We start from the raw sequence: 26,265 nt of genomic DNA on the forward strand, positions 1-26,265 counted from the left end.
AGAACTGCACAACCGGCAAGGTACGCGTTGCCGGTCGCTGGGTCTGGCTATCGGTATAGCGGAATGTCACCTGATGGTCATTGAACTTGATAATATCTTTGTCGGGTAAAACGCCCCGGTATAGGTAACGTGACTGGCGAGTCATGGTGATGAGCAGTCCTACTTCATCAGGCGTCAAAAGGTCAGGCAGTCGTTTGACCTGCGGCGGTTTGACGATATTGAGCCAGATCCATTGTTTACTGAGGGTATAGCGGTAGAAGAATTGCAAGCCGTTGCGGTCGAGTTTGACGGCACTCCATGAGTGGGTGCGGATGAGTTGGCGGAAATAGGTACGTAACTGTTCGGTTGTCAGGTGATCTGGCGGGCAGTCAAAGAAGGCAGAAATACGACGTACCGCACGGCTGTAGGCATCGATGGTCGCCGGGCGCTTGCCTTGTAGGATAAGATTATCAAGGTGTTGCTGGTATAGCGCCTCGAAATGGCGCTGTTGTTGGGTGTTCATGGTTCGCCTCCAAGTCTTACCGGGAAGGTAAGGTCTTAAAGGTCAGTGTATGGAATCAAGGGACTCTGCCGCGCAGCGGCTTGGTTCAACTAGGGCTTTCGAGCGAGTTATTGTTTTATGGATCAGTATCTTGCCTTGTTCATCTACGCCGTGGATACTGAATGAATGTTTGGCTAAATCAATGCCATAAATTGATGGTGACAGGAGTCCTCCAAGGGTTGTTGTCAGGCTGACCAAGGATGGCAGAGCCTGATGAGGGGGAGTTCATGGTCGACTGACAAGGATGTAAAATGTTTTATAGAATTCAATCTCGAATTTCAGGAAAGCGAGTATTGGCGCTTTTTGTAGCAGCTAATACGGTATATTTCACGATGTTGATTTATAGTATCCCTATGCTTATGCAGTACTCCAGCGGATTACCGATATTCGATATGTCACCATTGGGATACAGCTATAAAGAGGCTATGGTGCTGTTAACATCTCTTGGTGATGAGGGGCGCAATGCCTATGTTTCTATTCAACTTATATTAGATCTATTCTATCCAATCTTGTTTGCGCTTTGTTATTTTGCGTTGCTCCAATGGCTGATAATTGTAGGTGAACTCAGTAATCGCCTTTGGTTGTATATATCAATTATTCCTATATTTGCGTGTGTATTTGACTACGCTGAAAATATTTGTATTTGGCTAATGATTCAGGGGTATCCAACCATAGCAGAGGATCTAGTGGTTGTTAGTAGCATCTTTACACAGGCAAAAAGTATATCAACAATGATCTACTTTATCGCGTTGATATCGGCACTTGTTCTTTTGATAACTCGCTGGGTACTTCGTCGTGTGGTGGTGAAAGTACGATAAGGTGTGCTCAAATGGGCACTGCGTTACTCGGCATTTTGGGTGTGGAGTTCGGTGCGCTTGGCTGGTTTTACGGGACACATCTATTGCAGCGTCATAAGCATGGTTTTTTATAAAAAGGTATTATGATGGAAGAACTTCAAGGTGGGCGCGACGGGTTAGTTTGTCGCTCTGAAGATAAAGTATATCGACCAAGTGGCTTTTGGTCTTTTTCTGTCCATCAATTACTGTCTCACCTCGAAAGTGAAGGCTTTAATAGCGCTCCAAAATCATATGGTTTTGATAATAATGGAAATGAGGTTCTGTCTTACGTTTTGGGTGATGTTTACAATTACCCTTTAGTTGGTGCTATCGCAACACCTGAAGCGTTATGCTCTGCTGCCGCACTTTTACGTCAGTATCACGATGCAACCGTATCATTTGTTAAAAGTAAAGCATGCGATGATTTAAGGTGGCTTTTACCGACAAGAGAGCCACAAGAAGTGATCTGTCATGGTGATTATGCGCCTTACAATGTGGCATTAAATGGAAATACTGTTGTTGGTGTCTTTGATTTTGATACCGCGCATCCAGCCACAAGGATTTGGGATGTAGCGTATGCTGTTTATTGTTGGGCTCCGTTCAAAACTCACCCATGTGACTCGTTAGGTGATTTAACGGAGCAAACAATTCGTGCGAAGCAATTCTGTGATTCTTATGGTTTATCACATGAAGGCCGTACCCAGTTGGTAGATACCATTATATCTAGGTTACGAGCATTGGTTGATTTTATGCATAGTGAAGCAGCCAAAGGTAATGAAGCATTTATTGGTAACATTAAAGATGGCCATCATTTAGCTTATATTGCGGACATTGAATTTTTAAAACGCAATAAAAAACAAATTACAGACAGTTTATAGTGCGAAAAGAAGCTATAACATATGGTACTTGTTAATTAGCAGATGGTGGTTAAATCAATGCCATTCGTTATAAAAAGGAAGGTTATGCGATTAATACCATTTGAAGAAAAAGATGCCACATTATTGATAAGTTGGCTGCCTGATCGAGCGTCTAGCTTACTCTGGGGCGGAAGGGTCTATGACTGGCCTATTCGTCCTATGCAGATCGTTGAACGACAAAAAAAGCCTGAAGTTATGTCGTTTATAATGGTTGATAGTGAGGGGATGAAAGTTGGTTTCATTGAAATATTAAAAGTAACAAATGAAGAATATAGGCTTTGTCGTGTAATTATTTCAAGCGCTATTGGGAAAGGGAATGGTTATGGTAAAAAATTAGTTAAATTAGCTGTTTCCTATGTTCGTGATAATTTTATGGCTAAACAGGTAACGTTGGCCGTTTTTGAAAGGAATGAGAGGGCCGTTTATTGTTACAAATCTGTTGGTTTTACCCTTGTATCAAGAGATGTTAATGCGCGGGTTTTCGATGGGTGCTCATGGCCTTTGCTTCAGATGAAAATAGCTTTATAACAAATGGTTTTATAGCCAATAAGGATGCGTGCCACGCAGCCGACACTCTAACGGGGCATGAAGATCCTAGATATAAGCATATTTGTTTATCTTGCAAAAAGACTTTATTTAAAAGTAAAGCAATAATGTCATAGGCATAATGCCAATATAAAAGTCGTTTCAAATTAATTGTGTAAAACGTCGGTTTTTATCTCAGGTTAGATTTGCCATTTTTGTTTTCAGTATAATTTAAATTATACTGCAGAAAGAAGTCACAATTGCCGGACAAATTGTTATTTTAGGTGGTGCCCAGCCTGAATCTTATTGCAAGGATTTTGATGGTCAGGATTGGGGAGCTCATGCTCATAGACTAGCGTATAAGAGCAAAGAAGCATGACAAAGCCTAAGCAGAAAGGTTGAATGATCATCAATCCACATGAATAATAATGAACTCTTGCCTTGATGTTCTATGCCATAGATACTGGTTGTCGATTTAAGGAGCTTGCTTAGGAGATCATTGGGTTGGCTAAAAAGTATTATGTAGTGTGGAAAGGGCGACAAACAGGCATTTTTACGTCTTGGGCTGAGTGTAAAGCGCAAGTTGATAAATTTGCAGGGGCCAAATATAAGTCGTTTCCAACAAGAGAAGAAGCAGAGAGTGCATTTGGGGGACAGCGAGCAGGTCGCCCGTCGGCTCAGAAACCAAGCAGTGCAAAACCCGTTTCTAAGACAAGCAAGCCGAAAAAAGCACCGCTTACCCAAGCACAAATTGATGATATGCCATTTGAGATAAAGATATTCACTGACGGCGGCTGTGATCCTAATCCCGGTGAAGCTGGCTCAGGGATTTCAGTTTACGAAAACAATACATTGACCGAGTTGTGGTACGGTATGTACCAATCATTAGGTACCAATAATACCGCGGAGCTCAATGGTTTAAATCAGGCATTTTTACTGGCAAAAGAGAAAATAGCTAAAGGTTATACCGTGGCTATTTATTGTGACTCTAATTATTCGATTCAGTGTATCACGCAGTGGGCGAAAGGTTGGAAATCGAAAGGATGGGTGAGGCCTGGAGGTGAAATTAAGAACCTCGATCTGATTAAACCTATGTATGCGTTATACCAAGAAATTGAGCAGAAAGTAACGATACATCATGTTAATGGTCACGTCGGGATTGAAGGTAATGAACTGGCTGACCGTATGTCGATTGTTGCCATTGAAGCTAAAGAGGAAGGTTTGAGTTTGTATCGTGAGACCTCTGATATTTCAAAAATTCTCGCATTGCGAGCGGGCTAATCAAGCATAGACCCAGAAAAATAAAAGCCAGCGTATCATACGCTGGCTTTTTCAGTATTAGAAACTGAATTATGCGTCAGCTTTCTTAACTCGAATTTTGCTTTTAGCTAAACTGGTTAGATTCAGGGCAGTGATGGCTGCTTTCGCTTCATCGTCATTTGGCATTTCAACAAATGCAAAGCCTTTAGACTGACCTGTTTCTTGGTCTAAAACCAGAGTACATTCTGCTACTGAACCATGAGTTGAGAATAGAGCACGAATTTCATGCTCAGCAGTGGTACGCGCTAGGTTGCGAACTAATAATTTCATGATTATCCATCTGGATGATAAGTTACGTGCGGATTGTCGCAGGTTCGCCTACGCAAACCAAGAGATTAATCATATCTGTATTCTGGCTGTTAATTAATTAGCGGAAATCAAATAGCTCAGTATGGAAATGCGTCATATCAAAGTGCTCACCTTTCAATTGCTGGGTAATGGCCTTGCCAAAGGCGGTAGGGCCGCAGAACCAAACGCTCGAACTCAGTAAACGGTAGACGCAAGGCCAGCAGCGGTTAAATAGCGTTTTTTCATAGTACAAGCTCCTGTTGAGCCTATGCTTTATCGCGCTGAATGTAATATAACGCCCGTTGGCGCAAAGGTGTGTATAGTGCGGAAGTGTCTTCCCCAAATCAACAAGCATTACCTGATTTGAGGAAGACGTTCGTTGTTTAAGCGGCTTGCACTAGATGCGTACCAAGAGCATCTCGGCGGCTGATGACATAGCGTAGACGAAGCAACATCAGCAGCGCGGCAACGGTCAGGCCGGTGACAATCCCGACCCAAAAGCCGGTTTCGCCCATCGCTGGGACGACGTTATCTGTCAAGCCCATGACCATTCCCAAAGGCAGTGCCAAGCCCCAGTATGCGGCAATCGCCAATATCATCGGTATCTTGGTATCCTTATAGCCACGCAGGGCACCATTGGCTGAGGTTTGCAATGCATCACTCATCTGGTAGATCGCGGTATAAACCAATAGTGTTGCCGCTGTTGCACTGATCACCGGATCGTTGGTGTAAAGGCGGATGATCCAGTCTGGGAACAGCAGGAAAAACGCTACCGAAACGAGTGACAGCAAAGCTGCGACAATAATGCCGAACAGGCTTCTTTCCTTTGCACCTTGTTCGTTCTGTGCGCCCAGCGCATGGCCAACACGAATGGTGATACCGAAGGACAAGCTCATCGGGATCATATAGGTCATGCTGGAGATGTTCAGAGCGATTTGCGCGGCTGCGACATTTTCGGCACCGATACGGCCAATAAGCAAGGCAATTACCGCGAAAATACTGCCACACACGGCGATATTCATCCCGATTGGCACACCGATTTTTAACAGGTGTAGACAGTCTTTCAGCCTTGGTTTGATATCAGCAAAGTGGATGATTTTCTTATAATGGTGATGTCCCTTGATGTACGAATACAACAGCCCAGACATAATCCAATAGACAATACTGGTCGCCCAGCCACAGCCGACTGCACCAAGGGCCGGGAAGCCAAACTTACCGTAAATCAGTACATAGTTGATCGGGATGTTCAGCAGTAACCCGATAACGGAAACCAGCATCGGGGCACGGGTATTGTTCATGCCCTCGCAGAAGCCGTTCAGGGTGTAGAACAGGGCAATGCCCGGTACACCAAAAGCCAGTGCCAGTACATAGTCGCCAGCAATCGGAATGATCTCCGGTGCGACGCCAATACTGCTGAGGATATTGCCCCCTTGCGATAGGTAGCCAATCACCAGGCTGCTGACTAAAGCGGCGACCCAAATCATTTGGATAAACTCGATCCGCACCTTGTCGAGCGCATTGGCACCACGGTGAAAAGCGACCACCGGTGTTAATGCCATGATGATACCGCGCAGCAGTAAGGAAACCGGTAGCCAGAGGCTGGTCCCCAGTGCGATAGCAGCCAGATCGGCAGCACTGACCTGTCCAGCCATGGTGGTATCGACAAAGCCCATCGCTTGTGTTGCAAGCTGGGTCATAATGATAGGGATCGATAGGTGCAACAATGAGCCGGATTCTCGGGTAAAGCGAGAATAAAGCGAAGTGCTTTCTTGAGTGTATTTTTGCATGAGTTATAGGTAACACCTATAGAAATGCACCAATGGAGGCAGGATAGCAGGTGTGCATTTTTAGGGTGTGCCCTTCAGGGCGGGGGGAATATATCCAGCCTTTACACAAAGTGCAAGGCTGGATATGTAAGTGACTTTAGATTAAGCCGTTTGGACTTGTGGGCTAACCTTGAACCCTCGGGTGATATTGCTCAGGGTGATCAGGGCGAAAACAACGATCACAATCGATAAATGCCAGGGTTGGCTAAGCCCAAGTTTCACCAATCCCATACTGACAATCGATGAGGCAATCATCTGGCCGCCGCCTGACATAGCGGCGGCTACACCCGCTTGTTTTTTATAGGGCTGCATAACCATTGCCTGCGAGCATGGCAGGGCAATACCGTTGCCTAAAATCAACAGGAATTGACCCAGCATCAGGTATAGCGGTTCGACCGGACAGAAGAACAGCCACAGCGCGGCACCAGCATGCAAAACAGGGGTGAAATACAGCATTTTTTGTGTGCCGATTTTCGGTCTGACCCTGTTGGTCATCGTGGTCCCCACCAACATGCCCAGCGCAGGGATCAATGCCCACATTGCGTATTCATCGGATGTCATGCCAATTTGGTTCTGCATGATGAACGGCATTACCGACACGGTCGTGATCATCAGGCTGAAGTTGAGCCAACTAATGCTGGCAAAGCTCATGAAGTAGCTTGAAGTAAGCAGTTGCCAGTACTGTTGAGCCATTTTCCTTGGTGACGGTACTTTCGACGTCTGCTTCATGGTTTCCTTGAAACGAAAAGCGATCACCAGCCAGACAAGGCTGACATAGCCAAGTAAGGAGGTGAAGACCATGGTCCAGCCGAAGTGGAAGTTAATGAAGCCGCCGATCACCGGTGCCATCAAGGGTGTCAGTGATGCGGCCATTGCGATATATGACATTGCCAACGGAAGCTCTGCACCATTGAATCGGTCACGGGTTGAAGCGCGGGCAAGAACAGCACAGCAGCCGGTCCCCAGCCCTTGGAGAAAGCGTCCCATTACCATACCGGTGAAGGAATGGTTTAGTGAGATGATCATCAGCAGGCCGAACAAGGCAATCAACAAGCCGGTCATCAGCACTTTCTTGCGGCCTAATGCATCGGATACCGGGCCATAAAGAAACTGTGACGGGCCAAAGCCTAGCAAATAGACACTAACAAGAAGTTGCGCTTGGTCGAGGGAAATATCAAAGTCCTTGGCAATCCAAGGCAGGGATGGGAACACCAACCCCATACTCAATTGGCCGACGCTGATGATCAGGCACACTAGCCCCAAGGCTTTCCAGAAATTGCGGTCGGTCATTACAGGTTATTATCCTTGTGGCGAATATTTTTGTGCCGGGTACGCAATGTACCTTCATCATCGAACTGGCTTAGTTTGCCTTTCACACGCTTGACGGTGGAAAGGCTGACCTCGTAGCGGTCTGCAACCTGCTGGAGCTTGTCCCCTTCGAGCAACAAGGCGGCTATCTGTTGGTGCTTCTCGCGATCGGCCGGGCGACCGCGGAATTTTTGCTGCCACCGTTCAGGATCTTGTTTTATCGCTTTGCGGCAAGCAAGGCGTCAACCTGCTGTTGATGATCGGCATTTTTGGGGGAATAGCGGGAATAGAAATATATTGCCATAAAGCAAATAATGGCTCACTTGATGTAGTCGCTCATAAATATACCGAGAGTAGGCCACAAACGCAATGAATAGAACCTGTTATGGTTCTGTTCACTGCGGTAAATGGATGATTAGAAAGTCTATTTTTAGCTAACCTGCACCACCAGTTTACCACTATGCTGCCGCGCTTTAAGGTGTTTGAGTGCATCGGGAAGCTGGTCGAATGAATAGACGTGATCAACCATAGGATCTAGTCGGCCTTCACTCACTAGGTTAGCGAGCTGATTACCAATATCGGCGAGGTGCTGGATATGTTCGATGTGGCCGTGGGAATAGGTACCGTGCACGGCGACCTCATGCAAGCTGAGCGCTTTGGTCGTCGCGAGCAAGGGAACTTGGTTGAACTGATCGGCAATCATCACAATATGGCCGTTGTAGCGAACCAAGGCGCTCATGGTGCTGCCGGATTTGGCCGATACGCAATCAATCACCCCGTGGACAAGCTTGTCCTCGGTGTATTCAATGAGTCGCATGGCGATATTTTCAGTCTGTGGATCAATGACTTCATCAGCACCGTAGGAAAGAAGCCGCTGGTGATGTTGACCGTCGGCAATGGCATAGACCGTAGCACCTAGCAGTTTTGCCAGTTGGACCGCAAACCCGCCAACGCCTCCTCCTGCGCCGGTAATGGCAATGCTTTGGCCTGCTTCAAGCCGTAACTTATCATGAATCGCAATCCAGGCTGAGTAGCCAGCACAAGGAAGAGCGGCGGCTTGAGTAAAGCTGACATTATCAGGCAACCGGCTAACCGCATAGGCTTTGGCCTTGGCGTATTGAGCGAAGCCCCCGCCGTCGCGAGGGTCGAGAAATGCCATTACTCGATCGCCCTGCTGGAAGTGGTGAACGTCTTTGCCGACTTGGGTGATTGTACCTGCGATATCTAACCCGATAATTTGCGGGTAGTTCCAAGTGGCATAGCCCCAGTGGGCAAGCTTATAGTCGATAGGGTTCAAACCGATAGCTTCTACTTGGATGCAGACATCCTCGGCTGAAGGTGTCGGTCGAGTTGCCTTTGTCAGTTCTAATTGGTCGATACCTTCCGGCTGGTTTAATTTCCATGCTTTCATTGGCCACCACTGCGAATTTTATTGTATTTATCTATTCCACTTACTTAACAATAAACCAAATTTTCTATTTTTGGCTGTTAGATAAGAGTTAGTCGGACTGCAGTGCGAGTCGATGTTTGAAGGCGGTGAAAATGGGGCTGTTATAGGTCAGATAGAGCCAATCAAAAACGCCTCTTATAAAGAGGCGTTTGAAGTGTATGTAATACGTCGAGGTTAGGCTTAGCCAAGGCGCTCGTTTAAGTATGCTTCATAATCTGGGATTTCGATTTCTACTTTTTCCGCCAGTTTTGGCGAAGAAATCATAAAGTTTGCACTGGCGCGATTGGTGGCTACCGGTATGTTCCAAACAGCAGAAATACGAAGCAGTGCTTTTACATCTGGGTCATGCGGTACTGCATTGAGTGGATCCCAGAAGAAAATCATCATATCAATCTTGCCTTCGGAAATCAGTGCACCCAGTTGTTGATCGCCACCCATCGGGCCGCTTAGCAAACAGTTAACGTCAAGACCCGATTCACGCGAAATCATATGGCCAGTTGTGCCTGTGGCATACAAGACATGATTTTCTAGTTTATCTTTGTGCTCAGTAACCCAACGCAGAAGGTGGGTTTTACAGTTATCATGAGCGACCAGCGCGATGTGTTTGGACTCTTCCATTGTTCGGGTTGTTACGTGCATCTACTACTCCAAAGAGACAAAATTGATAACAGCTATCAGGCATAGTTTATTGTGTAAGTATGACAGCTGTGTGGTGTTATCTTTCAGCCATATGTAATGGTTTGCACTTGATGAGGAAAAGCTTGTGCAACTCAATTAGGGGCGTAGGGTATAAGTACCAGAGCTCGCATAGGAAGTACAAATAAATCTTTTCAAATCATAGGCTCGGTAACAGAATTCAACGCTGTGGGACCGGCTACCGCTGGCCCCTGGGTAGAATTGCATCACACCGATTATTGCTGAGATTGATATTGTGGTGCTTCGACATGGAAGACGGGACGAAACTCCGCAGGGGAAAGGGACTCGGCAATCACGTTACTGTCTAGGTTGTCCGGTGTCAGCAGGGCAAGGATTGGGGCAAGATCTTTATTCAATGGCTTGCCTTCAAGGTATCTTACCGCCTGATCGACCGACAGCATAGCCTGCTGGGCCATTTTGTCGCTTGGTGCAAAAAGGATTTTGCCGCGAAGCAGCCCACGGTATACCCCATGGCTGAGGTAGGTTGAGAGGATCTTGGTATCATTACTTAAGTGTTTGGCTCTTAGTTCACTGATCGCCACTTCTGCCGAGACTGCGCCTCCGACGATATAGTCGAAATGCTGCTCGCTGGCCAGCAGTTGCTGGATCAGGTTTCGTTGCAGCTCTTTGCTATGGTCGGCCCATAGTGTTGTGACGATATTGATATCGCTGCCTGCCGTTGCATCATAAAAGCCCTGCACGACAGGCTTGGTGCCCCCGCGTTTCTGCGGGCCGGGCAGCAGAGCTACATTGACCATACCGCTGCCGTTGGGGTGGCGCTTAGCTAAAAACTCGCCGGTACGGTAACCCATTTCGTACCAATCAATGCCGACTCTGGCGATAACATTATCATGACTGTCTTGGGTGCTGGTATCGAGGTAGTTGATAGTGGCAAATATCGGGATGTCATCGGTCAATTGAGTCAACCTATTTTCATAGGCAAGGCTATCAACAGTGCCGAGAATAATGGCGTCTGCATCCCACTCTCGGCAGTCGGTAAGTTGGCTTTGTTGCTTGTCGAGATTAGGGTAGCCACCTGACTCCAGTACTTTTAGCTCGACACCGAGCTTTTTGGCATGCCCAACCATGCCGTAATTAACAGACAGCCAATAGGAATCTTTTAGGTGTGGGTAAACGGCACAGAGTTTCCAGGGTTTGCTGGCTTTCTCCAGCGGTTGGTACTCGATTGCTTGAGCTTGTTTGCTAGCCTCAAAAGGCGGGGTATAGGCGATAACCTCCACCGCATGGGCGGTCTGACTGATACCGGCAACCGCCAGTAATGTTATCGCTATTGTCTTTATCATGTTGTAACCGTCAGGAAATAGGGCTATTTGGGTATATTTAGCTGGTATAATAGCATTTTTACTGTTTCCTGTTAGGTGTGCCTGCGCTGTTCCCCATGTTGTGATGGTGGATTGAGCTGCAGACCGACTTATCTCTGCCACGGTTTATTTCTATGACCCTTACTCCCAGTAGCATTGGCCAAAAACTGCTGATTGCTTTTTCGATGATGGCTGGCTTGATGATCATTGCAGTGGTGATTGGTGTCGCCGGCTTTTCTTTGGTTGCCAAAACCGAACGAACGGTGATTAATACTGCCGTTCCTGCTTTGGTTGAAGCTCGCCAACTGTCCGATCTCAGTACCCGTATTATCTTCAATGCCCAAGTATTGGCTAAGTCGAAAGATGAAAAAGAACGGGATCAGCAGGGGAAATCTCTGACACTGCACATTCGGGCACTGAATAACAGCCTGCAGTCCCTTGATCAGTACGCGTTCGAGCCAGAGCTGATGATGCAGCTAGAAACGGATGTGAAGAACATTGTCAATAATTTGGCCATGTTGGGGATGTTGGTCGGTAGAAAGCTGGAGTTAACTGATCAAGTACGGACACGTAATGACACCATGACGGTAGCAACCAAACAGATCGATGAGCTGTCCCAGTCACAAGTCTCCAATGCCAATACCATTGCGGTTGCGAATGTTTCCCGCATCTATGACTTAGTTGAAAGAGGCAATAAAGAGGCGGTGTTTAATGCCCTCGATAGTTTGGTCGAGGTCGATATGGATCTCAGTGAACGCCTTTTTGAGCTACGTTTTCTTTCCTTGCAGGTTATCAACATGCTTGATGACAGCGAGCAAGTCAGCACCATAAAAGCTCTTAATACACTGCGACAGCGGTTTGAATATGCGGTTGGTGTGATCCAACAGCGGGTAAAATCGGTTGAAGATCCAAGCCGCTCAGAACAATTACTTGAGCAGGTGAAAGCGCTCAACAATGATGGTGAGTTCTTCTCGGATATGGAGGCGTTGATCCATGCCCATCAAGATGTCGAGCGGATGGAGCAGCAAAACTTGGTGCTGTTCCAGCAGTTGAACCAAACGGTAGATGGCATTATCCAGGCGGCCAATGTCGGTACCCAGAAGGCGGTGACCCAAGTTGACGAGACACTGACCGTGGCAAGAAATAGCCTGATTGCCATTTCTGCCTTGGGGATGGTGGCACTGGTGCTGATCATGTGGCGCTATGTTTATGCCCGGGTGATCCGTCGAATCAATGATTACAGCAAGGCCCTGATGGCTTTGGCAAGGGGCGACTTGGAAATTCGTTTGACCACGCAGGGGGATGACGAGCTGGCACTAATGGGCCGGGCGATTATGGTGGCTCGCGATACCGCCTACGAACGTCATAGGTTGGCACAGGTAGAGTCGAAAATCCGCTACGAGCTGCAACAGCACAAAAACAGTCTTGAGCAATTAGTGGCGGAACGAACCAGCCAGTTGGAAAAAGCGAACGAGAAGCTTAACCAGGAGGTGTATAACCATGCCAAGGCCCGTTCTGAAGCCGAGCAGGCCAACCGGGCGAAATCAGCATTCCTAGCGACCATGAGCCATGAGATCCGCACCCCGATGAATGGCGTACTTGGGACGGCATCCTTGCTGGCAGACACAGGGCTCAATGACAAGCAGACGGAGTATTTGGAGGTCATTAACCGCAGTGGCGAAACCCTGCTTGATATCCTCAATGATGTACTGGATTACTCGAAAATCGAAGCGGGTCACTTGGATATCAGGCCGGCGAATTTCTCGCTCCATACTTTGGTCAAGGATGTTTACAGCCTATTTGCTGGGCGAGCTCAGTGTAAACATATTCGCTTGCTAACAGATATTGATGCCAATGTTGGCGAATATTGGGTGGGAGATGCAACCCGTATTCGTCAAGTTTTAGCGAACTTAGTGGGTAATGCCGTCAAATTTACCGACAATGGGCAAGTGACCGTATTGGTGTCAGCGTCGGCCCATGATCCATCTCGTCTGCACATTGAAGTGGAAGACACAGGGGTGGGTATTCCGCATCATGAGCAGCAAGTGATGTTTGATGCCTTTCAGCAGTCCAGTGAGGGGCGTCAGGCCGTTGGTGGGACAGGATTAGGATTGGCTATCAGCAAGCGTATTGTTGAAGCAATGGGGGGGGAAATTGGTCTGATATCATCGCCGGGCGAGGGGAGCAGTTTTTGGTTTAGCTTAACGCTAGAGCCCGGAGAGCAGGCTGAGAGCTTGAGTGTGGGCATGGCGTCGAGTTTACCTGCGGCGAAGGTGCTGCTGGTAGAAGATAACCCGGTCAACAGTTTGGTTGCCGAAGGCTTTTTACGCCGCTTGGGCCACCAGGTGGTGATCGCAGAAGATGGTCATCAGGCAAAGGCTGTTTATGCTGAGCATGACGTTGATATTGTTTTGTTGGATATCAACTTGCCAGATACCGATGGCGTGACCTTGCTGGGCGAACTCAAGCAGCTGAAAGCGAATGGTAATACCGAGGAGATCGGAGACAATACGCCGTTTGTTGCGTTTTCTGCGCATGTTTTCAATGAGGAAGTTGAACAATATCTGGCAGCGGGTTTTGCCGGTTTCTTACCTAAACCACTGGTAGAGCACCAGTTAGTCGATGTGCTGAACACGATTCTGGGTGGTATTGAGCGTGTTGACGTTATTGAAGAAGATCGTGTTCGTGAGCAAGACCCGAGTGAGCGAAACGGTGAGCATGATAAAGAACATGAGGTAACCACAGCAATGGTAGAACAAATACCGATATTGGATGAGTCTGTATTGGGAAGCGACCTTCAGGTGCTGGGCCAGAAAATGGTCGAGAAAATGATATCCCTGTTTGCCGAGTCGTCGAAAGAAACCATGGCGAAATTGCTCCCTGCGATGGAGAGCGGCGATCTGACTGCGGTATCCAGCTTGTCCCACAACCTCAAAGGGGCAGCAGGTACCATGGGGCTGCGTCAGCTGCATCAGGTCTGCATGGTGATTGAGACGTCAGCCAAGGAAGGAAGCGTTGAGCAGGCTGCGACCAATGAATTGGCAACGGTGCATCAGCAATCGCTCGAGGCATTGGCACAGACATTTTTATCTGGACAGTAGACGGTAATGAAAAGGCTGCGAATTCGCAGCCTTTTTGATTATTTCTCGTTATAAAATGCAGATTTAGGTGCATTTGGAATGTCACCGTTTTCAGTCGGGTTACTCGGGTCCCCGCTCCATTCAAACCAGCCACCGTCATAGATACTGATATCAGCCCAACCCATTACATGGGCGTAGAAAAAGACTTCTGACGCCCGCCAGCCAGTCCCGCAGTAGAACGAAACGGTCTGTGATGCGTTGATCCCCCAATCCTTCCAGAATTGGGTCATGATATGCGGGCTCATCATGGTGTCATCCGGGTTGCGGAAGTCTTCCAGATGATAAGCATCCGATCCACCGTGGCCCCACTTGGAACCCTTGATACGGCCTTTGGGTTCGATGTAGCGGTAGCCACTGGTTTCACCGGTGTATTCCGCCCAGCTTCGGATACTGACCAAAGATTGGTGCTCAGGATCCGCCAGAATGTCTCTGGCTTGCGGGACATCAATAATGTATTGCGGGTTGGCCGGAATCGCGCGGCCGAACTCGACCGGCTTGGCGTGGTTGCGAAGCGGTTGGGTCGATAGCCCGGCATTGACCCAGGACTGCCAGCCACCGTTGAGCAAACGGACATCTTCCACACCGGCATACATCAGTAAGCTTGCGACGCGGGCTGCCGCGGTATTGTCCCTGCCATACAGGATCACGGTTGTATTGTGGGCTACACCGAGCTCTTTGATAACCGTTTCCAGCTTGCCATCGTCAACGCGGTTCCACCAAGGCTCGGACTCAATAGTGTTGGTATTGAGATATAGGGCAGAGGGGATATGGGCAGCAAGGTATTTTGTTGGCGGCCCCCAAGCCACTTCAACGATTTTAAAGCCGTTGGCTGGCGGGTGGATAACCTCTTCACCATTAATTAGCTGATTAAGCCATTGCGCAGGTACGAGCTGCTGGTAGTTGTCTTGCGCAGTCAGCGGCCCTGAATAGTCGGTGACCGATTGATCGATTGACTTAACGTTAGTATTGCCTAGGGCTTCAAGCTGAGAGTGTAAAATGTCGGCTTTTTCAGGCTGGCAATAGAGATAGGTTGGCTGAGTTAAGTCAATGCCGCGGTTTTCTAATTCGGCACGGACAACCTGAGGGCGAAGCGTTGATAGCCAGTCGGCATCGAAATTGATCGCACCGGGAAAGTGGCCGCCGCGTGTTTGGTTGGCTTCAGGCCAGCCGTTATAGTAATTACTCGACCGACAGTCGATGATTTGGACATCTTGGTGATTATCGGCGGCTAACTGATCAAAAGTTGCCGCCATAAGTTGGGGACTGAGCAATGAGGCGGCAGAAAATAGCGCCCATTTTATTGGTGTCATATGAAGTGCCTACCATAAAACAGAAAAGCCAGCATTATATGATGCTGGCTAGTTACTTTATTGATATGAGTGATGTTATTGCGGCTTAACTCGCTTGCGCCGCCGTATTTTTCGAACGGTTCACATTTTTGCTATTAGGCTTGCGGTTACGTTGCCCCGGTTTTTGACCGCGTGGCTTTGCATCGCTACTGCGTGTATTTTTACCACCTTGCGCTGATTGGCTATCGTTGCCGTTAGCTTTACGCGGGCCAGATGAACGTCTTGGCTTGCTGCGCTTTTCAGAGCGGTTTTCAGAACGTTTTTCTGAAGACTCATCCACCTTTTTCGTTTTCTTAGGCTTCTTCACTTTAAGCGGTTTGATTGGCAGTGAATTAGGCAGCGTATTGGTTGCCGTAAAGCCGACGACATCTTTACGCTCAAGGTGTCGTTGGATCAATTGCTCAATAGCATTCAGTTCTTTGACTTCGTCTGCACAGACGAGAGAAACAGCGTGACCTGCAGCACCAGCACGACCTGTACGACCAATACGGTGAACATAGTCTTCAGCTACATTCGGCAGATCAAAGTTAACAACCTGTGGTAGCTGATCGATATCGATACCACGGGCAGCAATATCCGTTGCAACCAAAATACGGATTTCACCGGTTTTGAAATTAGCTAAGGCTTTGGTGCGGGCACCTTGGCTCTTGTTACCGTGAATAGCTGCCGCAGTGATATCGCGCTCTTCAAGGTAGGTTGCCAGGCGGTTGGCACCGTGCTTGGTACGGGTGAATACAAGCGCCTGCTGCCACTTCTTCTCTTGGATCAGTTTGGTCAGCAAGGCTGGTTTTTTCTTTTTATCCGTTGGGTAGATCCATTGCTCGACGGTTTTGGCGGTACTATTGCGTGGCGTTACCGATATCTCAACAGGATCATTGGTGAGTTCACGGGCCAGTTCGCGAATTTCTTCTGAGAAGGTCGCAGAGAACAGCAAGTTCTGGCGTTTAGCAGGTAGCTTGGCCAGAATTTTCTTGATGTCGCGGATAAAGCCCATATCCAGCATACGATCAGCTTCGTCCAGTACCAAGACTTCAAGTTGGTTGAACTTAACGGCATTCTGACCCATAAGATCCAATAAGCGTCCAGGCGTCGCCACCAGTACGTCAGCACCTTGGCGCATGCGCATCATCTGAGGGTTGATTTTCACCCCGCCGAAAACGACCGCAGAGCTGAGCGGTAGTCGTTTGGAGTAAGTCGCGACATTTTCGCCCACCTGAGCGGCAAGTTCACGGGTTGGGGTCAGTACCAGTGCGCGAACTTGGTTTGCGCGTACTACTGGGCCTTTAGACAACAGCTCGAGAATTGGCAGGGTAAAGCCTGCAGTTTTACCTGTTCCCGTTTGTGCAGCTGCCATGACGTCACGGCCTTCCAGTACCGCAGGGATAGCCTGTGCCTGGATAGGTGACGGGGTTTCGTAGCCTTGGTTGGCAACAGCTTCAAGAATTGGGGTACAAAGGCCCAAAGAGGCAAAACTCATAGAAAAATCTCGGTTGGATAAAATATGATCTGCCTCACATAGGCAGCAAGCGGGCTAGCTTACAGCAGGATCGAGAAAAGTCCTAATTCTATGAGGTTGAAATATGCTCCCTTGCCTTAAGATAAGGAGGCAGGGAGTCATTAAGTCAATCAATTCGTTAGCTATCAGTAGGGGCGATCAGCAGTTCAAACCGCTCATTGCCGCGCAGGGATTCAAAGTCTTTTTCTTCAGCGGCTAGCTCACGTAACGAAGCGCTATCGGTGACCGCTTTCTCCAGATCATCCATCGCTAATTCTTCTGAACCGAGACAGGCGTAAGCACAAGCGCGCTGGTAGAGGGCGTGGGCATTACTAGGATCAAGCTCCAGTACCCGATTACATAAGCTTAGTCCCCAATGGAATTCGCGGATTTCGATAATAGCATCGGCTTTATAGATCAGCGCTTCCAAGTCACCGGGGCGAATTTTCAAGATATCATCATAGACTTCAATTTTTTGCTCTGGGGTCTGAAGGCCTTGCGAGCGTAGCCACAAATTGTGGATCTCGTTGATGGTCTCTATCTCCTTGTTATTTTGCGCAATGATCCGGGTTTTACGTTTGAGATCTTGTTCGAGACGCTGGAATTTCTTTTCGTATTGCTGGGCGATAGATTGCAACTGCTGGTCGGCGGCTTTCTTGGTATTGTCCCGAAGCTCTCGCAGTGACTGCCAGCCAACGAAGGCAAAAAGAGAAGCGCCACCCGCAATGAGGTAGAAGAAATAGGTGACCGTGACATTGGCATAGTTCATCGACTTATCGGCCACAGCCAACTCTCGGTCGGTGATCTCTATGACGATGCGGCGTTCGAGATCTTGCTGATCAGTACGAAGGGATTTCAGTTCATCAAGGATATACCTTTCCATTAGAGGACGATCCAGAATTTTATCTTCTGCTTGTTGCATCTCTGCATTGGCAAAGACCGGTGAGGCGAGGGCAACAAATAAGAGTAGATAACGTAAGAACATAGGAACTTCCTGGGACAATTATACTTTAAGGTATAGTAGTCTAAAGGAATGGTATTTTGATGGGAAATGGAAGTGAGATGAATAGCGCTGACGGCCTGAGTATGTTGATTGCTTACTAACAACGAGGCACAGGAAGACATTGGTTGGCAGCCAAAACCTTGGTTACCATCAGCGCTGGAGAGACGTCGAATCAGGATTAGCTTGGCAGTGAATTACTCTTCCAAACCACCTTCTTTTTGTACTGAGGCCAACATGGCTTTGCGCTTCAGCTCTTTATCGGCTTCATTTTGACAATGCATATTGTTGGCTTCTTCGAAGCTGGTTTCTGCGTTGTTTGAAAAAACATAATCTTTATTAAAAGTCAGCATGACGTTTTACCCTCAAGTCATCATGTTGTTTACGGATCACATCCTGTCTTGATTTGGTTAAAAAACCATCATCCCTGATTAATTATTTTAGGGAGGAGGAAAGAGGCGTAGTTCACACTTCCCCCCCCCTTGTAGGCGTAGAACGACCTAAAGGCCGCTATTCTATACCTAAAAGTCTTAGTGCACTTCTGGCTGAGTCGAAGGCAAAATCAATCGGAACAATGTCATCACGCTTGACCCAGTAAATGGCTTCAACATCATCATTTGCTTGCATTTTTGGTTTGTTATCAAGCGTTATGTGATAGAAGACATCGCAGGTTTTGTATTCTATTTCCCGGTAAATATAGGTGTTGGGGGCTGAGCCGATGTAACGAATATCAGTAGACTGAAAGCCGATTTCTTCTTGCAGCTCCCGGTATAATGCTTGCTCTAAAGATTCGTCATAATCCACAAAGCCGCCGGGAAAATCGAGCATACCTTTGCAAGGTTCGCGGCCTCGCTCTGCCACTAATATTTCATCTTCAAAGCAGATAATAGCCAGTACCGCTGATGCCGTATTGTGGAAATAGATAAATTGACAGTGTTCACAGCGAAAAGCTTTGACGTCGCTACGTGATAAAGCGGATTTTCCGCAAGATGGGCAGTACATGTGGCGTCCTGACTGGCTAAATTGGCTTGGCGAGAATAACTTAGCAAACCCGTGAATGCCAAGCCGGAATAGGTTAAAATTCATCAAGAACGTCAGCGAGAGCTGAATAATTGAAGTCACCACTGGTTGAAAAAATGTCTGAAGAACACGAAGAATATGAAGTTGAAGCCCTTGGCGTTGAGGTGAGTGCCCAGCCTATTGAGCTTTATAAGGTGTTGAAAATTGCCAATGCAGTAAGTGGTGGCGGTGAAGCAAAATTTGCTATTTCCGAAGGCTATGTGGCTGTTAACGGTGAGTTGGAGCAGCGCAAGCGTCGCAAGGTATACGATGGTGACGTGATTGAATTCAACAACGAGTTCTATTTGGTTCTGTGCGATCAGCCTGTGACCGAAGTTGCCGATAGGCCGAAGAAGGAAGCAGAACCTAAGCCAGCCCCGCGCGCTAAGCCAAGCTCAAAAGCGACAAAAAGCAAAGAGCAGGGTACTAAAGCGCAAGGTGCCGGTTCTCGAGGTGCCAGCTCTAAAGGTAAAGGCTCTCGCAACCAAGCCGCGAAGGCCAATAAAGGTCGTAAAGGTAATGCGGCAAAAGAGACTAAAGCCAAAGGTCCAGCGGATAAAGCGACGGGCCGTAAGCCTATTAGCTTTTAAGTCCTAGCGATCCCGAAGCGAGTACAGACAAAGAGGCCGCATTTACGCGGCCTCTTTATGTTTAAGAAGCTCGGTGGTTACTGAGCCCGAATTTCTTGATTTTACGGTATAAGGTCGCAATACCAATGCCTAGCTCATCTGCCACCATCTTGCGGTTGCCCAGTCGGGATATCGCCTCTTCGATACGTATCTTTTCCATCTCTTCCAAACTCATTGAGCAATCATCACTCAATACTTCCTGTGGAATGGCGCATTCTGGTGTTTCTTCAAAGTAAGGAGGAAGCAAATCGACGTCGATCTGGTCGCCTTCAGGCACAACATTGACAAGATATTCCACTAAGTTGCTCAGTTCTCGCACGTTACCCGGCCAGTGGTAGGCATTGAGACGACACATGGCCTCGGCACTGATCCCCGGATATGTCACTCCGATTTTTTGGGTGTGGTGTTCAAGGAAATAGTTAATCAGTAGCGAAATATCCCCTTCACGCTCTTTAAGCGGCGGGAGGTGAATAGGGATCACATTCAGTCGATAGTAAAGATCCTCGCGGAATTTATTGGTGGCGATCATCTCTTGGAAATTCCGATTGGTGGCCGAAATAATGCGGATATCCACCGGTACGGCTTTGTTTGAGCCGATTGGCATGACTTCCCGCTCTTCCAGTACCCGCAACAGTTTGGCTTGCAGGGTCATCGACATATCACCAATTTCATCAAGGAACAGGGTCCCTTTGTTGGCTGCCTGGATCAGACCGGTTTTACCTTTGCTTGAAGCGCCAGTAAAGGCTCCCTTAACATAGCCGAACAGCTCGCTCTCCAACAATTGGTCGGGGATGGCTGCACAGTTGATGGCAATGAATGGGGATGGGCTGCGATCGCTGAGGTTATGCACCGCATTGGCAATGACTTCCTTACCGGTACCGCTTTCACCGTTGATCAATACGCTCGACGGACTGTTGGCAATCCGGGTAAGCAGCTTTTTCAGTTGGCGCATCTTGGTACATTCACCAATGACCGTCGCGAACTGTGGTTCGTGATCGGGGATCATCAATGCGCTATTTGGCTGGTGGTAAGCCATGAGGAAAAGTTGATGGCCGTGGGTGTTGTAAAACTGCCCGACTAATAATTCCTGACGACCACCCAGTGAAATAATATGTTGCTGGTGACCTTTCATCTCATTGTTATGAAGAGATAGCGGTTGAATATTAATTTCAAGGCTATGTAACACATCTTGCGTTATATTTAGGTTGGTTAGCGCGTGCTGGTTACCGTATTTAACCCGGTTGTTTTCATCGAGAATTAATACGCCCTGGTCCATGTTTTCAATAAGATTAGTAAACACCTCATCAAGGCCTTCGCTATTACTGTTTTTCTCGACAACCTTAGATACCACAATTTGGGCAATGTGTTTGATGTAGTCTGAGAAAAGCTGGACATTATCTTTGATCCGCTCACGTGATTCTTCACTAAATGCGACCAAACTGATCACACCCAGACAGCGGTCCTCGATCATGATTGGCACGCCTAAAAAGGCCATTTCACGACAGCCGTCCTTGTTGGTACATCCTTCGCACAGAGGATCGGTTCGTGATTTTACGACCACCTTTTCTTCATGTGTTTCAAGTATATATCTAAATATTCTCGAGCTGGTATTTGGTTTTTTTCCAAAAAACTTACTATACGGACCAGTACCTGCAATTCTTACCAAATCGGCATCGACCACTTCGGCGTCGATTTTCAACACCGCAGACAACATCTGGGTGAAGCGTAGGATCGTTGGCTGCAACTGCATTAATTCTGATGGTCTTGGTGTATTCAGCATATTGACTGGCTTATTCCTTTAATGACCGATGTAACATAAAGAAAAACCCTATCATTCGGTTTGATATGTGTCAGGGTTTTTCAAATGAACAATTTGAAAAGAAATATTTTGCAAGCAATGTCACATAGGAATATCAATATGATAATCCCCCTTTTTTATCACTATCATTTTGGTTTCAAGTCATGATACCTCGGTGATAGCGCACTTTTAATAATCTGTCGTCTGATGGCTTTTCAAAAATGAATATGACGAGTTAGACCCTTTATGAATGCGGCCTGTAGAAGAGAACCGATAATTTATTTCCCGTAAAACGAGTTTTGGCACAGTTATTGATTGTTAGTTAATTAAGTACGAAATCAACTAACTTTGTTAACCCTTAATTTAAGCCTGAAGATGAATAGACATTTTACCTTTTGCTTGCAATCTCAATGCCTTAAATCAAAACCCTATGAATGACTGCTGATTGAGCAATGCTAAAGGCTGTCATAACCCATTAAGTCGCTGGTTAGTGATGTAATGCGCTACCAGGGAAGAATAACAATTTAAACCGGGAAGAAAATCATGAAGAGCATCAACGAACTTATCAAGGAAATTAACGAGCTAAAATCTGAACTGCATGACAAAGACTTTTTGTTGACGTGGGAGCAAACCCCGGAAGAGCTTGAGCGTGTATTGAAAACGGCCCAAGCCCTAAAAGCGATGCGTCAGGAAAATATTGCCACCAACGTGTTTAACAATGGCCTCGGAATTTCCCTGTTCCGCGATAACTCTACACGTACCCGCTTCTCGTATGCTTCAGCTATCAACATGCTAGGCCTTGCCCAGCAGGATTTGGATGAAGGCAAATCTCAAATTGCTCACGGAGAAACGGTCCGTGAAACGGCCAACATGATCTCTTTCTGTGCTGATGCTATCGGGATCCGTGACGACATGTACTTAGGTGCGGGTAATGCCTATATGCGTGAAGTCGGTGCGGCACTGGATGACGGTGTGAAGGAAGGTGTGTTACCTCATCGCCCTGCACTGGTTAACCTACAGTGTGATATCGACCACCCAACCCAGTCGATGGCTGACTTGGCATGGCTGGAAGAACACTTTGGTGGCTTGGATAAGCTGAAAGGTAAGAAAATCGCTATGACTTGGGCTTACTCGCCAAGCTACGGTAAACCACTGTCAGTGCCTCAGGGCATTATCGGTCTGATGACCCGTTTTGGTATGGACGTGACACTGGCTCACCCTGAAGGTTATGACCTGATCCCTGAAGTGGTTGAAGAAGCGCGTAAGAATGCGGAAGCATCTGGCGGTAGCTTTACTCAAGTTGCCAGCATGGAAGAAGCATTCGAGGATGCCGATATCGTGTATCCAAAATCTTGGGCGCCTTACCAAGTCATGGGTCGTCGTACCGAACTGCTACGTGCCAACGATCATGATGGTCTCAAAGCATTGGAGCAAGAGTGTCTGGCGCAGAATGCCAACCATAAAGACTGGCACTGTACCGAAGAAATGATGAAGCGGACCAAAGCAGGCGAAGCACTATACATGCACTGCTTACCAGCGGATATCACCGGAGTGTCTTGTGAGGAAGGCGAAGTGGAAGAGTCGGTATTTGAGAAATACCGTATCGCGACTTACAAGGAAGCCAGCTGGAAGCCATATGTCATTGCGGCAATGATCATGAACCGTAAATACCAGGAGCCAGGACTTATCCTCCAAGAGCTACTGGACGATGCGAAGAAGCGCGTTAAATAACGCTGTCGCATTACTCACTTTCCTCTGCCTTGACAATACTTTCTAGGTGTTAGCAGGGCAGGGAACCCTAGTCGATCTATCTGTATCTTTATGCTTGGGTCATGCTAGCCCACTAGCGGGGGAATACCCTTGGGTTATTAAATACACCCCCGCCTTTTTCTTTCTCTTATTTTTTACGAGGTCTGGTCGTGTCTACATTCACTCTAAAAATGGAGATCGCCGATAACCGCCACTATAACGGTCAGCTTTCTCCATTATTTACCGCCGCTGAAGCGGAAAAAGCCCGCGCTTTCCACCAAGCAGTGGAAGGTTACCAACCGACACCATTGCATTCTCTCGACTGCCTGGCCAAAGCAATCGGTGTTGGAAAAATCTTAGTTAAAGACGAAGCCTACCGCTTCGATTTGAATGCTTTCAAAATGCTGGGGGGCGCTTATGCGATTGCCCGCCTGCTGTGTGACGAGTTCAAGCTCGATATCAATGCCTTTGATTTCGCCAAGCTGAAAAACGACATCACAGAAAAAATGACGTTCGCAACCGCAACCGATGGCAACCATGGCCGTGGTGTTGCGTGGGCTGCCAATAAGCTCGGCCAGAATGCCGTGGTATACATGCCAAAAGGTGCGGCAGATGAGCGTGTGAACAACATCCGGGCCTTGGGCGCTGAATGTATTGTCACCGATATGAACTATGACGATACCGTGCGCCTTGCGATTAAAACTGCCGATGAAAACGGCTGGAAAGTGGTGCAAGACACTGCATGGGAAGGCTATACCGAAATCCCTACCTGGATCATGCAAGGTTACACCACCATGGCGGCAGAAGCCGTTGATCAAATGAAAGCCATGACAGTTGAACGTCCGACTCACGTTTTCCTTCAAGCCGGTGTCGGTGCAATGGCCGGTGGTGTACTTGGCTACCTTTGTGACCAATATGGTCCAGATAAACTGCACTCTGTCGTTGTCGAGCCTGATCAGGCTGACTGTATCTACCGTTCAGGCATCAGCGAAAAAGGCGAAATGATCAATGTCGATGGCGATCTTGCCACCATCATGGTCGGCTTGGCCTGCGGTGAGCCAAACCCTATTGGCTGGCCTGTACTTCGTGATTGTTCTACTCAGTTTGTTTCCTGCCAAGACAGTGTTGCGGCGCTCGGTATGCGCGTGCTGGGCAACCCGCTAGGCAGCGACCCAAGGGTTGTTTCTGGTGAGTCAGGCGCCGTTGGTGCCGGTTTGCTTGCCGCGGTCCATTTCCATCCAGAGAAAGACAAGCTGATGGAGAAAATGGGCCTGAATAAAGACTCCGTGGTGCTGCTGATTAATACCGAAGGGGATACCGACCCAGTGCATTACCGTGAAGTGGTATGGGGTGGCAAGCACCAAACTATTTAAGCATTTAGTTTTGCTAGTTAGCACAATGTCTGTTTTGAGAGTGCTTGCCCTTGCCCTAACTAGCGTCACTAAATGAGCAAAAGAATGAGCTCGTAACCAAAAATCTTAAATTTAGCGCCGTGTTAGCGTCATCAAAAAAGCAAGGTGCCGTGAAAATCGATCATACCGGGTGTGATGACCACCGCTCGGTTCAAGGAGAATTATAATGAACATCCCATTCGCCCAAGTACTGGACAAAGCCCAAGAATACAAAGCGGACATGACCCGCTTCCTGCGTGACATGATTGCCATTCCTAGTGAAAGTTGTGACGAAGAAAAAGTCGTTCTACGTATCAAGGAAGAGATGGAAAAAGTCGGCTTTGACAAGGTTGAAATCGATCCAATGGGTAACGTACTAGGCTGGATTGGTCACGGTCCTCATCTTATTGCGATGGATGCACACATCGATACCGTGGGTGTCGGTAACATGGATAACTGGGACTTCGACCCATATGAAGGTATGGAAGATGACGAAGTGATCGGTGGCCGTGGTGCGTCAGATCAGGAAGGCGGTATGGCGTCTATGGTTTACGCCGGTAAGATCATTAAAGATCTTGGTCTGGAAGACGAATACACCCTGCTCGTCACCGGTACCGTGCAGGAAGAAGACTGCGACGGCCTGTGCTGGCAGTACATTATTCAAGAAAGCAATATCCGTCCTGAGTTCGTTGTATCCACTGAGCCAACAGATTGCCAGATTTACCGTGGTCAGCGTGGCCGTATGGAAATCCGTGTTGAAGTTGCAGGTGTGAGCTGTCACGGTTCGGCGCCAGAGCGTGGTGACAATGCCATCTTCAAGATGGGCCATATGCTAAGCGATATCGAGACACTGTCTGCCAACCTTGGTGATGACCCATTCCTAGGTAAAGGCACACTGACCGTTTCAGAAGTGTTCTTTACTTCACCAAGCCGCTGTGCGGTTGCTGATAGCTGTGCTGTTTCTATTGACCGTCGTTTGACTTGGGGTGAAACATGGGAAGGCGCAATCAAGGAAATCGAAGAGCTGGAATCCGTTAAGAAGTTTGGCGGTAAAGTGACAATGTATGACTACGACCGCCCAGCCTACACCGGTTTGGTTTACCCAACAGAGTGTTACTTCCCTGCTTGGGTTATCGATGAAGAGCATGTCGCAACTAAAACGTTAGAAGCCTCTTACGAACTACTGTTCGACAAGAAACCAACGGTTGATAAGTGGACCTTCTCTACCAATGGCGTATCTATCATGGGCCGCTACGGTATCCCTGTCATCGGTTTTGGTCCAGGTAAAGAGCCGGAAGCGCACGCGCCAAACGAGAAGACTTGGAAAGATCACCTAGTGACTTGTGCCGCGATGTACGCTGTTATCCCGCAGATGTATTTGAAAGAGTTAAATAAGTAAGTATTGCAATGACAGGGCACTGATATAAGGCCCTGCTCATTCACCCTTTCCGTCCTGGGGGTGCCGACCGCTCTGCCTAACGTTGGCCACATATCCCCCCCAGGATGGATTTCTTGTTTATAGCTGTTTCTTTTGTCCATTAATTCGAGTTGAAGAACTTGGTGGGCAAAATAAATAGTTAGTGAGAATAAAACCCTCGAATGGGTTTGCAGCAAGGCAGAGAATAA

22 protein-coding genes and 2 pseudogenes are annotated in these 26,265 nt (G+C 47.7%); 9 read left to right on the forward strand and 15 right to left on the reverse strand.

Annotated elements, in window-relative coordinates; genetic code table 11:
* A partial coding sequence (locus C9I99_RS25275) for a site-specific integrase (RefSeq protein ID WP_211321961.1) occupies positions 1 to 502 on the reverse strand: 502 nt, incomplete at its 3' end.
* Between the two features lie 90 nt (positions 503 to 592).
* A pseudogene (locus C9I99_RS27490) lies at positions 593 to 706 on the reverse strand (IS110 family transposase); the annotation flags it as partial.
* Positions 707 to 792: 86 nt separating this feature from the next.
* Here C9I99_RS27490 and C9I99_RS25285 point away from each other — a divergent pair.
* From C9I99_RS25285 to C9I99_RS25300, 4 genes are all read left to right on the forward strand, one after another.
* Positions 793 to 1,359, forward strand: a complete 567-nt coding sequence (locus C9I99_RS25285; protein WP_107351605.1) for a hypothetical protein — start codon at positions 793 to 795, stop codon at positions 1,357 to 1,359.
* A gap of 125 nt (positions 1,360 to 1,484) precedes the next feature.
* On the forward strand, positions 1,485 to 2,255 hold the full coding sequence (locus tag C9I99_RS25290) for a phosphotransferase (protein ID WP_107351606.1): 771 nt from the start codon (positions 1,485 to 1,487) through the stop codon (positions 2,253 to 2,255).
* A gap of 84 nt (positions 2,256 to 2,339) precedes the next feature.
* On the forward strand, positions 2,340 to 2,822 hold the full coding sequence (locus tag C9I99_RS25295) for a GNAT family N-acetyltransferase (protein ID WP_166645416.1): 483 nt from the start codon (positions 2,340 to 2,342) through the stop codon (positions 2,820 to 2,822).
* Positions 2,823 to 3,323: 501 nt separating this feature from the next.
* On the forward strand, positions 3,324 to 4,100 hold the full coding sequence (locus C9I99_RS25300) for a ribonuclease H1 domain-containing protein (protein WP_107351608.1): 777 nt from the start codon (positions 3,324 to 3,326) through the stop codon (positions 4,098 to 4,100).
* Positions 4,101 to 4,169: 69 nt separating this feature from the next.
* Here the strand turns inward: C9I99_RS25300 and C9I99_RS25305 are convergent, their stop codons facing one another.
* The 7 genes and pseudogenes from C9I99_RS25305 to torT all read right to left on the reverse strand — a co-directional run bounded on the left by C9I99_RS25305 (position 4,170) and on the right by torT (position 11,011).
* The gene (locus C9I99_RS25305) at positions 4,170 to 4,409 is read right to left on the reverse strand and encodes an RNA recognition motif domain-containing protein (RefSeq protein ID WP_107351609.1); all 240 of its coding nucleotides are present in this window, start codon (positions 4,407 to 4,409) and stop codon (positions 4,170 to 4,172) included.
* A gap of 401 nt (positions 4,410 to 4,810) precedes the next feature.
* A complete protein-coding gene (locus tag C9I99_RS25310) occupies positions 4,811 to 6,214 on the reverse strand; it encodes an MATE family efflux transporter (RefSeq protein ID WP_107351610.1) in 1,404 nt (467 codons plus the stop codon).
* 141 nt (positions 6,215 to 6,355) lie between these two features.
* Positions 6,356 to 7,543, reverse strand: a complete 1,188-nt coding sequence (locus C9I99_RS25315) for a multidrug effflux MFS transporter (RefSeq protein WP_107351611.1) — start codon at positions 7,541 to 7,543, stop codon at positions 6,356 to 6,358.
* Positions 7,543 to 7,791: pseudogene (locus C9I99_RS25320) on the reverse strand (helix-turn-helix domain-containing protein); the annotation flags it as partial. The gene C9I99_RS25315 and the pseudogene C9I99_RS25320, both read right to left, overlap by 1 nt.
* Before the next feature lie 200 nt (positions 7,792 to 7,991).
* The gene (locus C9I99_RS25325; RefSeq protein ID WP_107351613.1) at positions 7,992 to 8,972 is read right to left on the reverse strand and encodes a zinc-binding dehydrogenase; all 981 of its coding nucleotides are present in this window, start codon (positions 8,970 to 8,972) and stop codon (positions 7,992 to 7,994) included.
* Positions 8,973 to 9,191: 219 nt separating this feature from the next.
* Positions 9,192 to 9,650, reverse strand: a complete 459-nt coding sequence (locus tag C9I99_RS25330; RefSeq protein ID WP_107351614.1) for a methylglyoxal synthase — start codon at positions 9,648 to 9,650, stop codon at positions 9,192 to 9,194.
* Between the two features lie 272 nt (positions 9,651 to 9,922).
* Positions 9,923 to 11,011, reverse strand: a complete 1,089-nt coding sequence (gene torT, locus C9I99_RS25335; RefSeq protein ID WP_107351615.1) for a TMAO reductase system periplasmic protein TorT — start codon at positions 11,009 to 11,011, stop codon at positions 9,923 to 9,925.
* 152 nt (positions 11,012 to 11,163) lie between these two features.
* Here torT and torS point away from each other — a divergent pair, with 152 nt between their 5' ends.
* Positions 11,164 to 14,130 (forward strand): TMAO reductase system sensor histidine kinase/response regulator TorS, encoded by a 2,967-nt coding sequence (gene torS, locus C9I99_RS25340; protein ID WP_107351616.1) that lies wholly within the window; start codon positions 11,164 to 11,166, stop codon positions 14,128 to 14,130.
* Between the two features lie 38 nt (positions 14,131 to 14,168).
* Here torS and C9I99_RS25345 read toward each other — a convergent pair whose 3' ends face one another.
* The 5 genes from C9I99_RS25345 to C9I99_RS25360 form a co-directional block, all read right to left on the reverse strand.
* Positions 14,169 to 15,479, reverse strand: a complete 1,311-nt coding sequence (locus C9I99_RS25345) for a rhodanese-like domain-containing protein (protein WP_107351617.1) — start codon at positions 15,477 to 15,479, stop codon at positions 14,169 to 14,171.
* Positions 15,480 to 15,564: 85 nt separating this feature from the next.
* On the reverse strand, positions 15,565 to 16,995 hold the full coding sequence (locus C9I99_RS25350; RefSeq protein WP_107351618.1) for a DEAD/DEAH box helicase: 1,431 nt from the start codon (positions 16,993 to 16,995) through the stop codon (positions 15,565 to 15,567).
* A 157-nt stretch (positions 16,996 to 17,152) separates the two neighbouring features.
* Positions 17,153 to 17,998 carry a TPR end-of-group domain-containing protein gene (locus C9I99_RS25355; protein ID WP_107351619.1) on the reverse strand — a complete coding sequence of 282 codons (846 nt, stop codon included), beginning with the start codon at positions 17,996 to 17,998 and terminating at the stop codon, positions 17,153 to 17,155.
* A gap of 212 nt (positions 17,999 to 18,210) precedes the next feature.
* Positions 18,211 to 18,366, reverse strand: coding sequence for a hypothetical protein (locus tag C9I99_RS27275; RefSeq protein WP_166645417.1), 156 nt, complete (start codon positions 18,364 to 18,366; stop codon positions 18,211 to 18,213).
* Between the two features lie 157 nt (positions 18,367 to 18,523).
* Entirely contained in the window at positions 18,524 to 19,099 is a 576-nt protein-coding gene (locus C9I99_RS25360) for an NUDIX hydrolase (protein WP_243734453.1), read from the reverse strand.
* A 50-nt stretch (positions 19,100 to 19,149) separates the two neighbouring features.
* On the opposite strand from C9I99_RS25360, the gene C9I99_RS25365 reads away from it, so the two are divergent.
* Positions 19,150 to 19,662, forward strand: coding sequence for an RNA-binding S4 domain-containing protein (locus C9I99_RS25365; RefSeq protein WP_107351621.1), 513 nt, complete (start codon positions 19,150 to 19,152; stop codon positions 19,660 to 19,662).
* Positions 19,663 to 19,723: 61 nt separating this feature from the next.
* On the opposite strand, the gene C9I99_RS25370 is transcribed toward C9I99_RS25365, so the two are convergent.
* Positions 19,724 to 21,481 (reverse strand): sigma 54-interacting transcriptional regulator, encoded by a 1,758-nt coding sequence (locus C9I99_RS25370; protein WP_107351622.1) that lies wholly within the window; start codon positions 21,479 to 21,481, stop codon positions 19,724 to 19,726.
* 561 nt (positions 21,482 to 22,042) lie between these two features.
* Between C9I99_RS25370 and ygeW the strand changes: the two genes are divergently transcribed.
* The 3 genes from ygeW to C9I99_RS25385 all read left to right on the forward strand — a co-directional run bounded on the left by ygeW (position 22,043) and on the right by C9I99_RS25385 (position 26,038).
* The gene (gene ygeW, locus C9I99_RS25375; RefSeq protein WP_107351623.1) at positions 22,043 to 23,230 is read left to right on the forward strand and encodes a knotted carbamoyltransferase YgeW; all 1,188 of its coding nucleotides are present in this window, start codon (positions 22,043 to 22,045) and stop codon (positions 23,228 to 23,230) included.
* Positions 23,231 to 23,418: 188 nt separating this feature from the next.
* A complete protein-coding gene (dpaL, locus tag C9I99_RS25380) occupies positions 23,419 to 24,621 on the forward strand; it encodes a diaminopropionate ammonia-lyase (RefSeq protein ID WP_107351624.1) in 1,203 nt (400 codons plus the stop codon).
* Positions 24,622 to 24,826: 205 nt separating this feature from the next.
* The gene (locus C9I99_RS25385) at positions 24,827 to 26,038 is read left to right on the forward strand and encodes a YgeY family selenium metabolism-linked hydrolase (protein WP_166645418.1); all 1,212 of its coding nucleotides are present in this window, start codon (positions 24,827 to 24,829) and stop codon (positions 26,036 to 26,038) included.
* Positions 26,039 to 26,265 lie beyond the last annotated feature (227 nt).

It is taken from the genome of Photobacterium lutimaris (assembly GCF_003025555.1).
Taxonomy (GTDB): Bacteria; Pseudomonadota; Gammaproteobacteria; order Enterobacterales; family Vibrionaceae; genus Photobacterium; species Photobacterium lutimaris.

What these genes read in the sequence shown, in the direction of transcription:
- C9I99_RS25285 (WP_107351605.1), top strand. Translation starts at nt 793, where the DNA reads ATGTTTTATAGAATTCAATCTCGAATTTCAGGAAAGCGAGTATTGGCG.
- C9I99_RS25290 (WP_107351606.1), top strand. Translation starts at nt 1,485, where the DNA reads ATGGAAGAACTTCAAGGTGGGCGCGACGGGTTAGTTTGTCGCTCTGAA.
- C9I99_RS25295 (WP_166645416.1), top strand. Translation starts at nt 2,340, where the DNA reads ATGCGATTAATACCATTTGAAGAAAAAGATGCCACATTATTGATAAGT.
- C9I99_RS25305 (WP_107351609.1), bottom strand. Translation starts at nt 4,409, where the DNA reads ATGAAATTATTAGTTCGCAACCTAGCGCGTACCACTGCTGAGCATGAA.
- C9I99_RS25310 (WP_107351610.1), bottom strand. Translation starts at nt 6,214, where the DNA reads ATGCAAAAATACACTCAAGAAAGCACTTCGCTTTATTCTCGCTTTACC.
- C9I99_RS25315 (WP_107351611.1), bottom strand. Translation starts at nt 7,543, where the DNA reads ATGACCGACCGCAATTTCTGGAAAGCCTTGGGGCTAGTGTGCCTGATC.
- C9I99_RS25325 (WP_107351613.1), bottom strand. Translation starts at nt 8,972, where the DNA reads ATGAAAGCATGGAAATTAAACCAGCCGGAAGGTATCGACCAATTAGAA.
- C9I99_RS25330 (WP_107351614.1), bottom strand. Translation starts at nt 9,650, where the DNA reads ATGCACGTAACAACCCGAACAATGGAAGAGTCCAAACACATCGCGCTG.
- torT (WP_107351615.1), bottom strand. Translation starts at nt 11,011, where the DNA reads ATGATAAAGACAATAGCGATAACATTACTGGCGGTTGCCGGTATCAGT.
- torS (WP_107351616.1), top strand. Translation starts at nt 11,164, where the DNA reads ATGACCCTTACTCCCAGTAGCATTGGCCAAAAACTGCTGATTGCTTTT.
- C9I99_RS25345 (WP_107351617.1), bottom strand. Translation starts at nt 15,479, where the DNA reads ATGACACCAATAAAATGGGCGCTATTTTCTGCCGCCTCATTGCTCAGT.
- C9I99_RS25350 (WP_107351618.1), bottom strand. Translation starts at nt 16,995, where the DNA reads ATGAGTTTTGCCTCTTTGGGCCTTTGTACCCCAATTCTTGAAGCTGTT.
- C9I99_RS25355 (WP_107351619.1), bottom strand. Translation starts at nt 17,998, where the DNA reads ATGTTCTTACGTTATCTACTCTTATTTGTTGCCCTCGCCTCACCGGTC.
- C9I99_RS27275 (WP_166645417.1), bottom strand. Translation starts at nt 18,366, where the DNA reads ATGCTGACTTTTAATAAAGATTATGTTTTTTCAAACAACGCAGAAACC.
- C9I99_RS25360 (WP_243734453.1), bottom strand. Translation starts at nt 19,099, where the DNA reads ATGAATTTTAACCTATTCCGGCTTGGCATTCACGGGTTTGCTAAGTTA.
- C9I99_RS25365 (WP_107351621.1), top strand. Translation starts at nt 19,150, where the DNA reads ATGTCTGAAGAACACGAAGAATATGAAGTTGAAGCCCTTGGCGTTGAG.
- C9I99_RS25370 (WP_107351622.1), bottom strand. Translation starts at nt 21,481, where the DNA reads ATGCTGAATACACCAAGACCATCAGAATTAATGCAGTTGCAGCCAACG.
- ygeW (WP_107351623.1), top strand. Translation starts at nt 22,043, where the DNA reads ATGAAGAGCATCAACGAACTTATCAAGGAAATTAACGAGCTAAAATCT.
- C9I99_RS25385 (WP_166645418.1), top strand. Translation starts at nt 24,827, where the DNA reads ATGAACATCCCATTCGCCCAAGTACTGGACAAAGCCCAAGAATACAAA.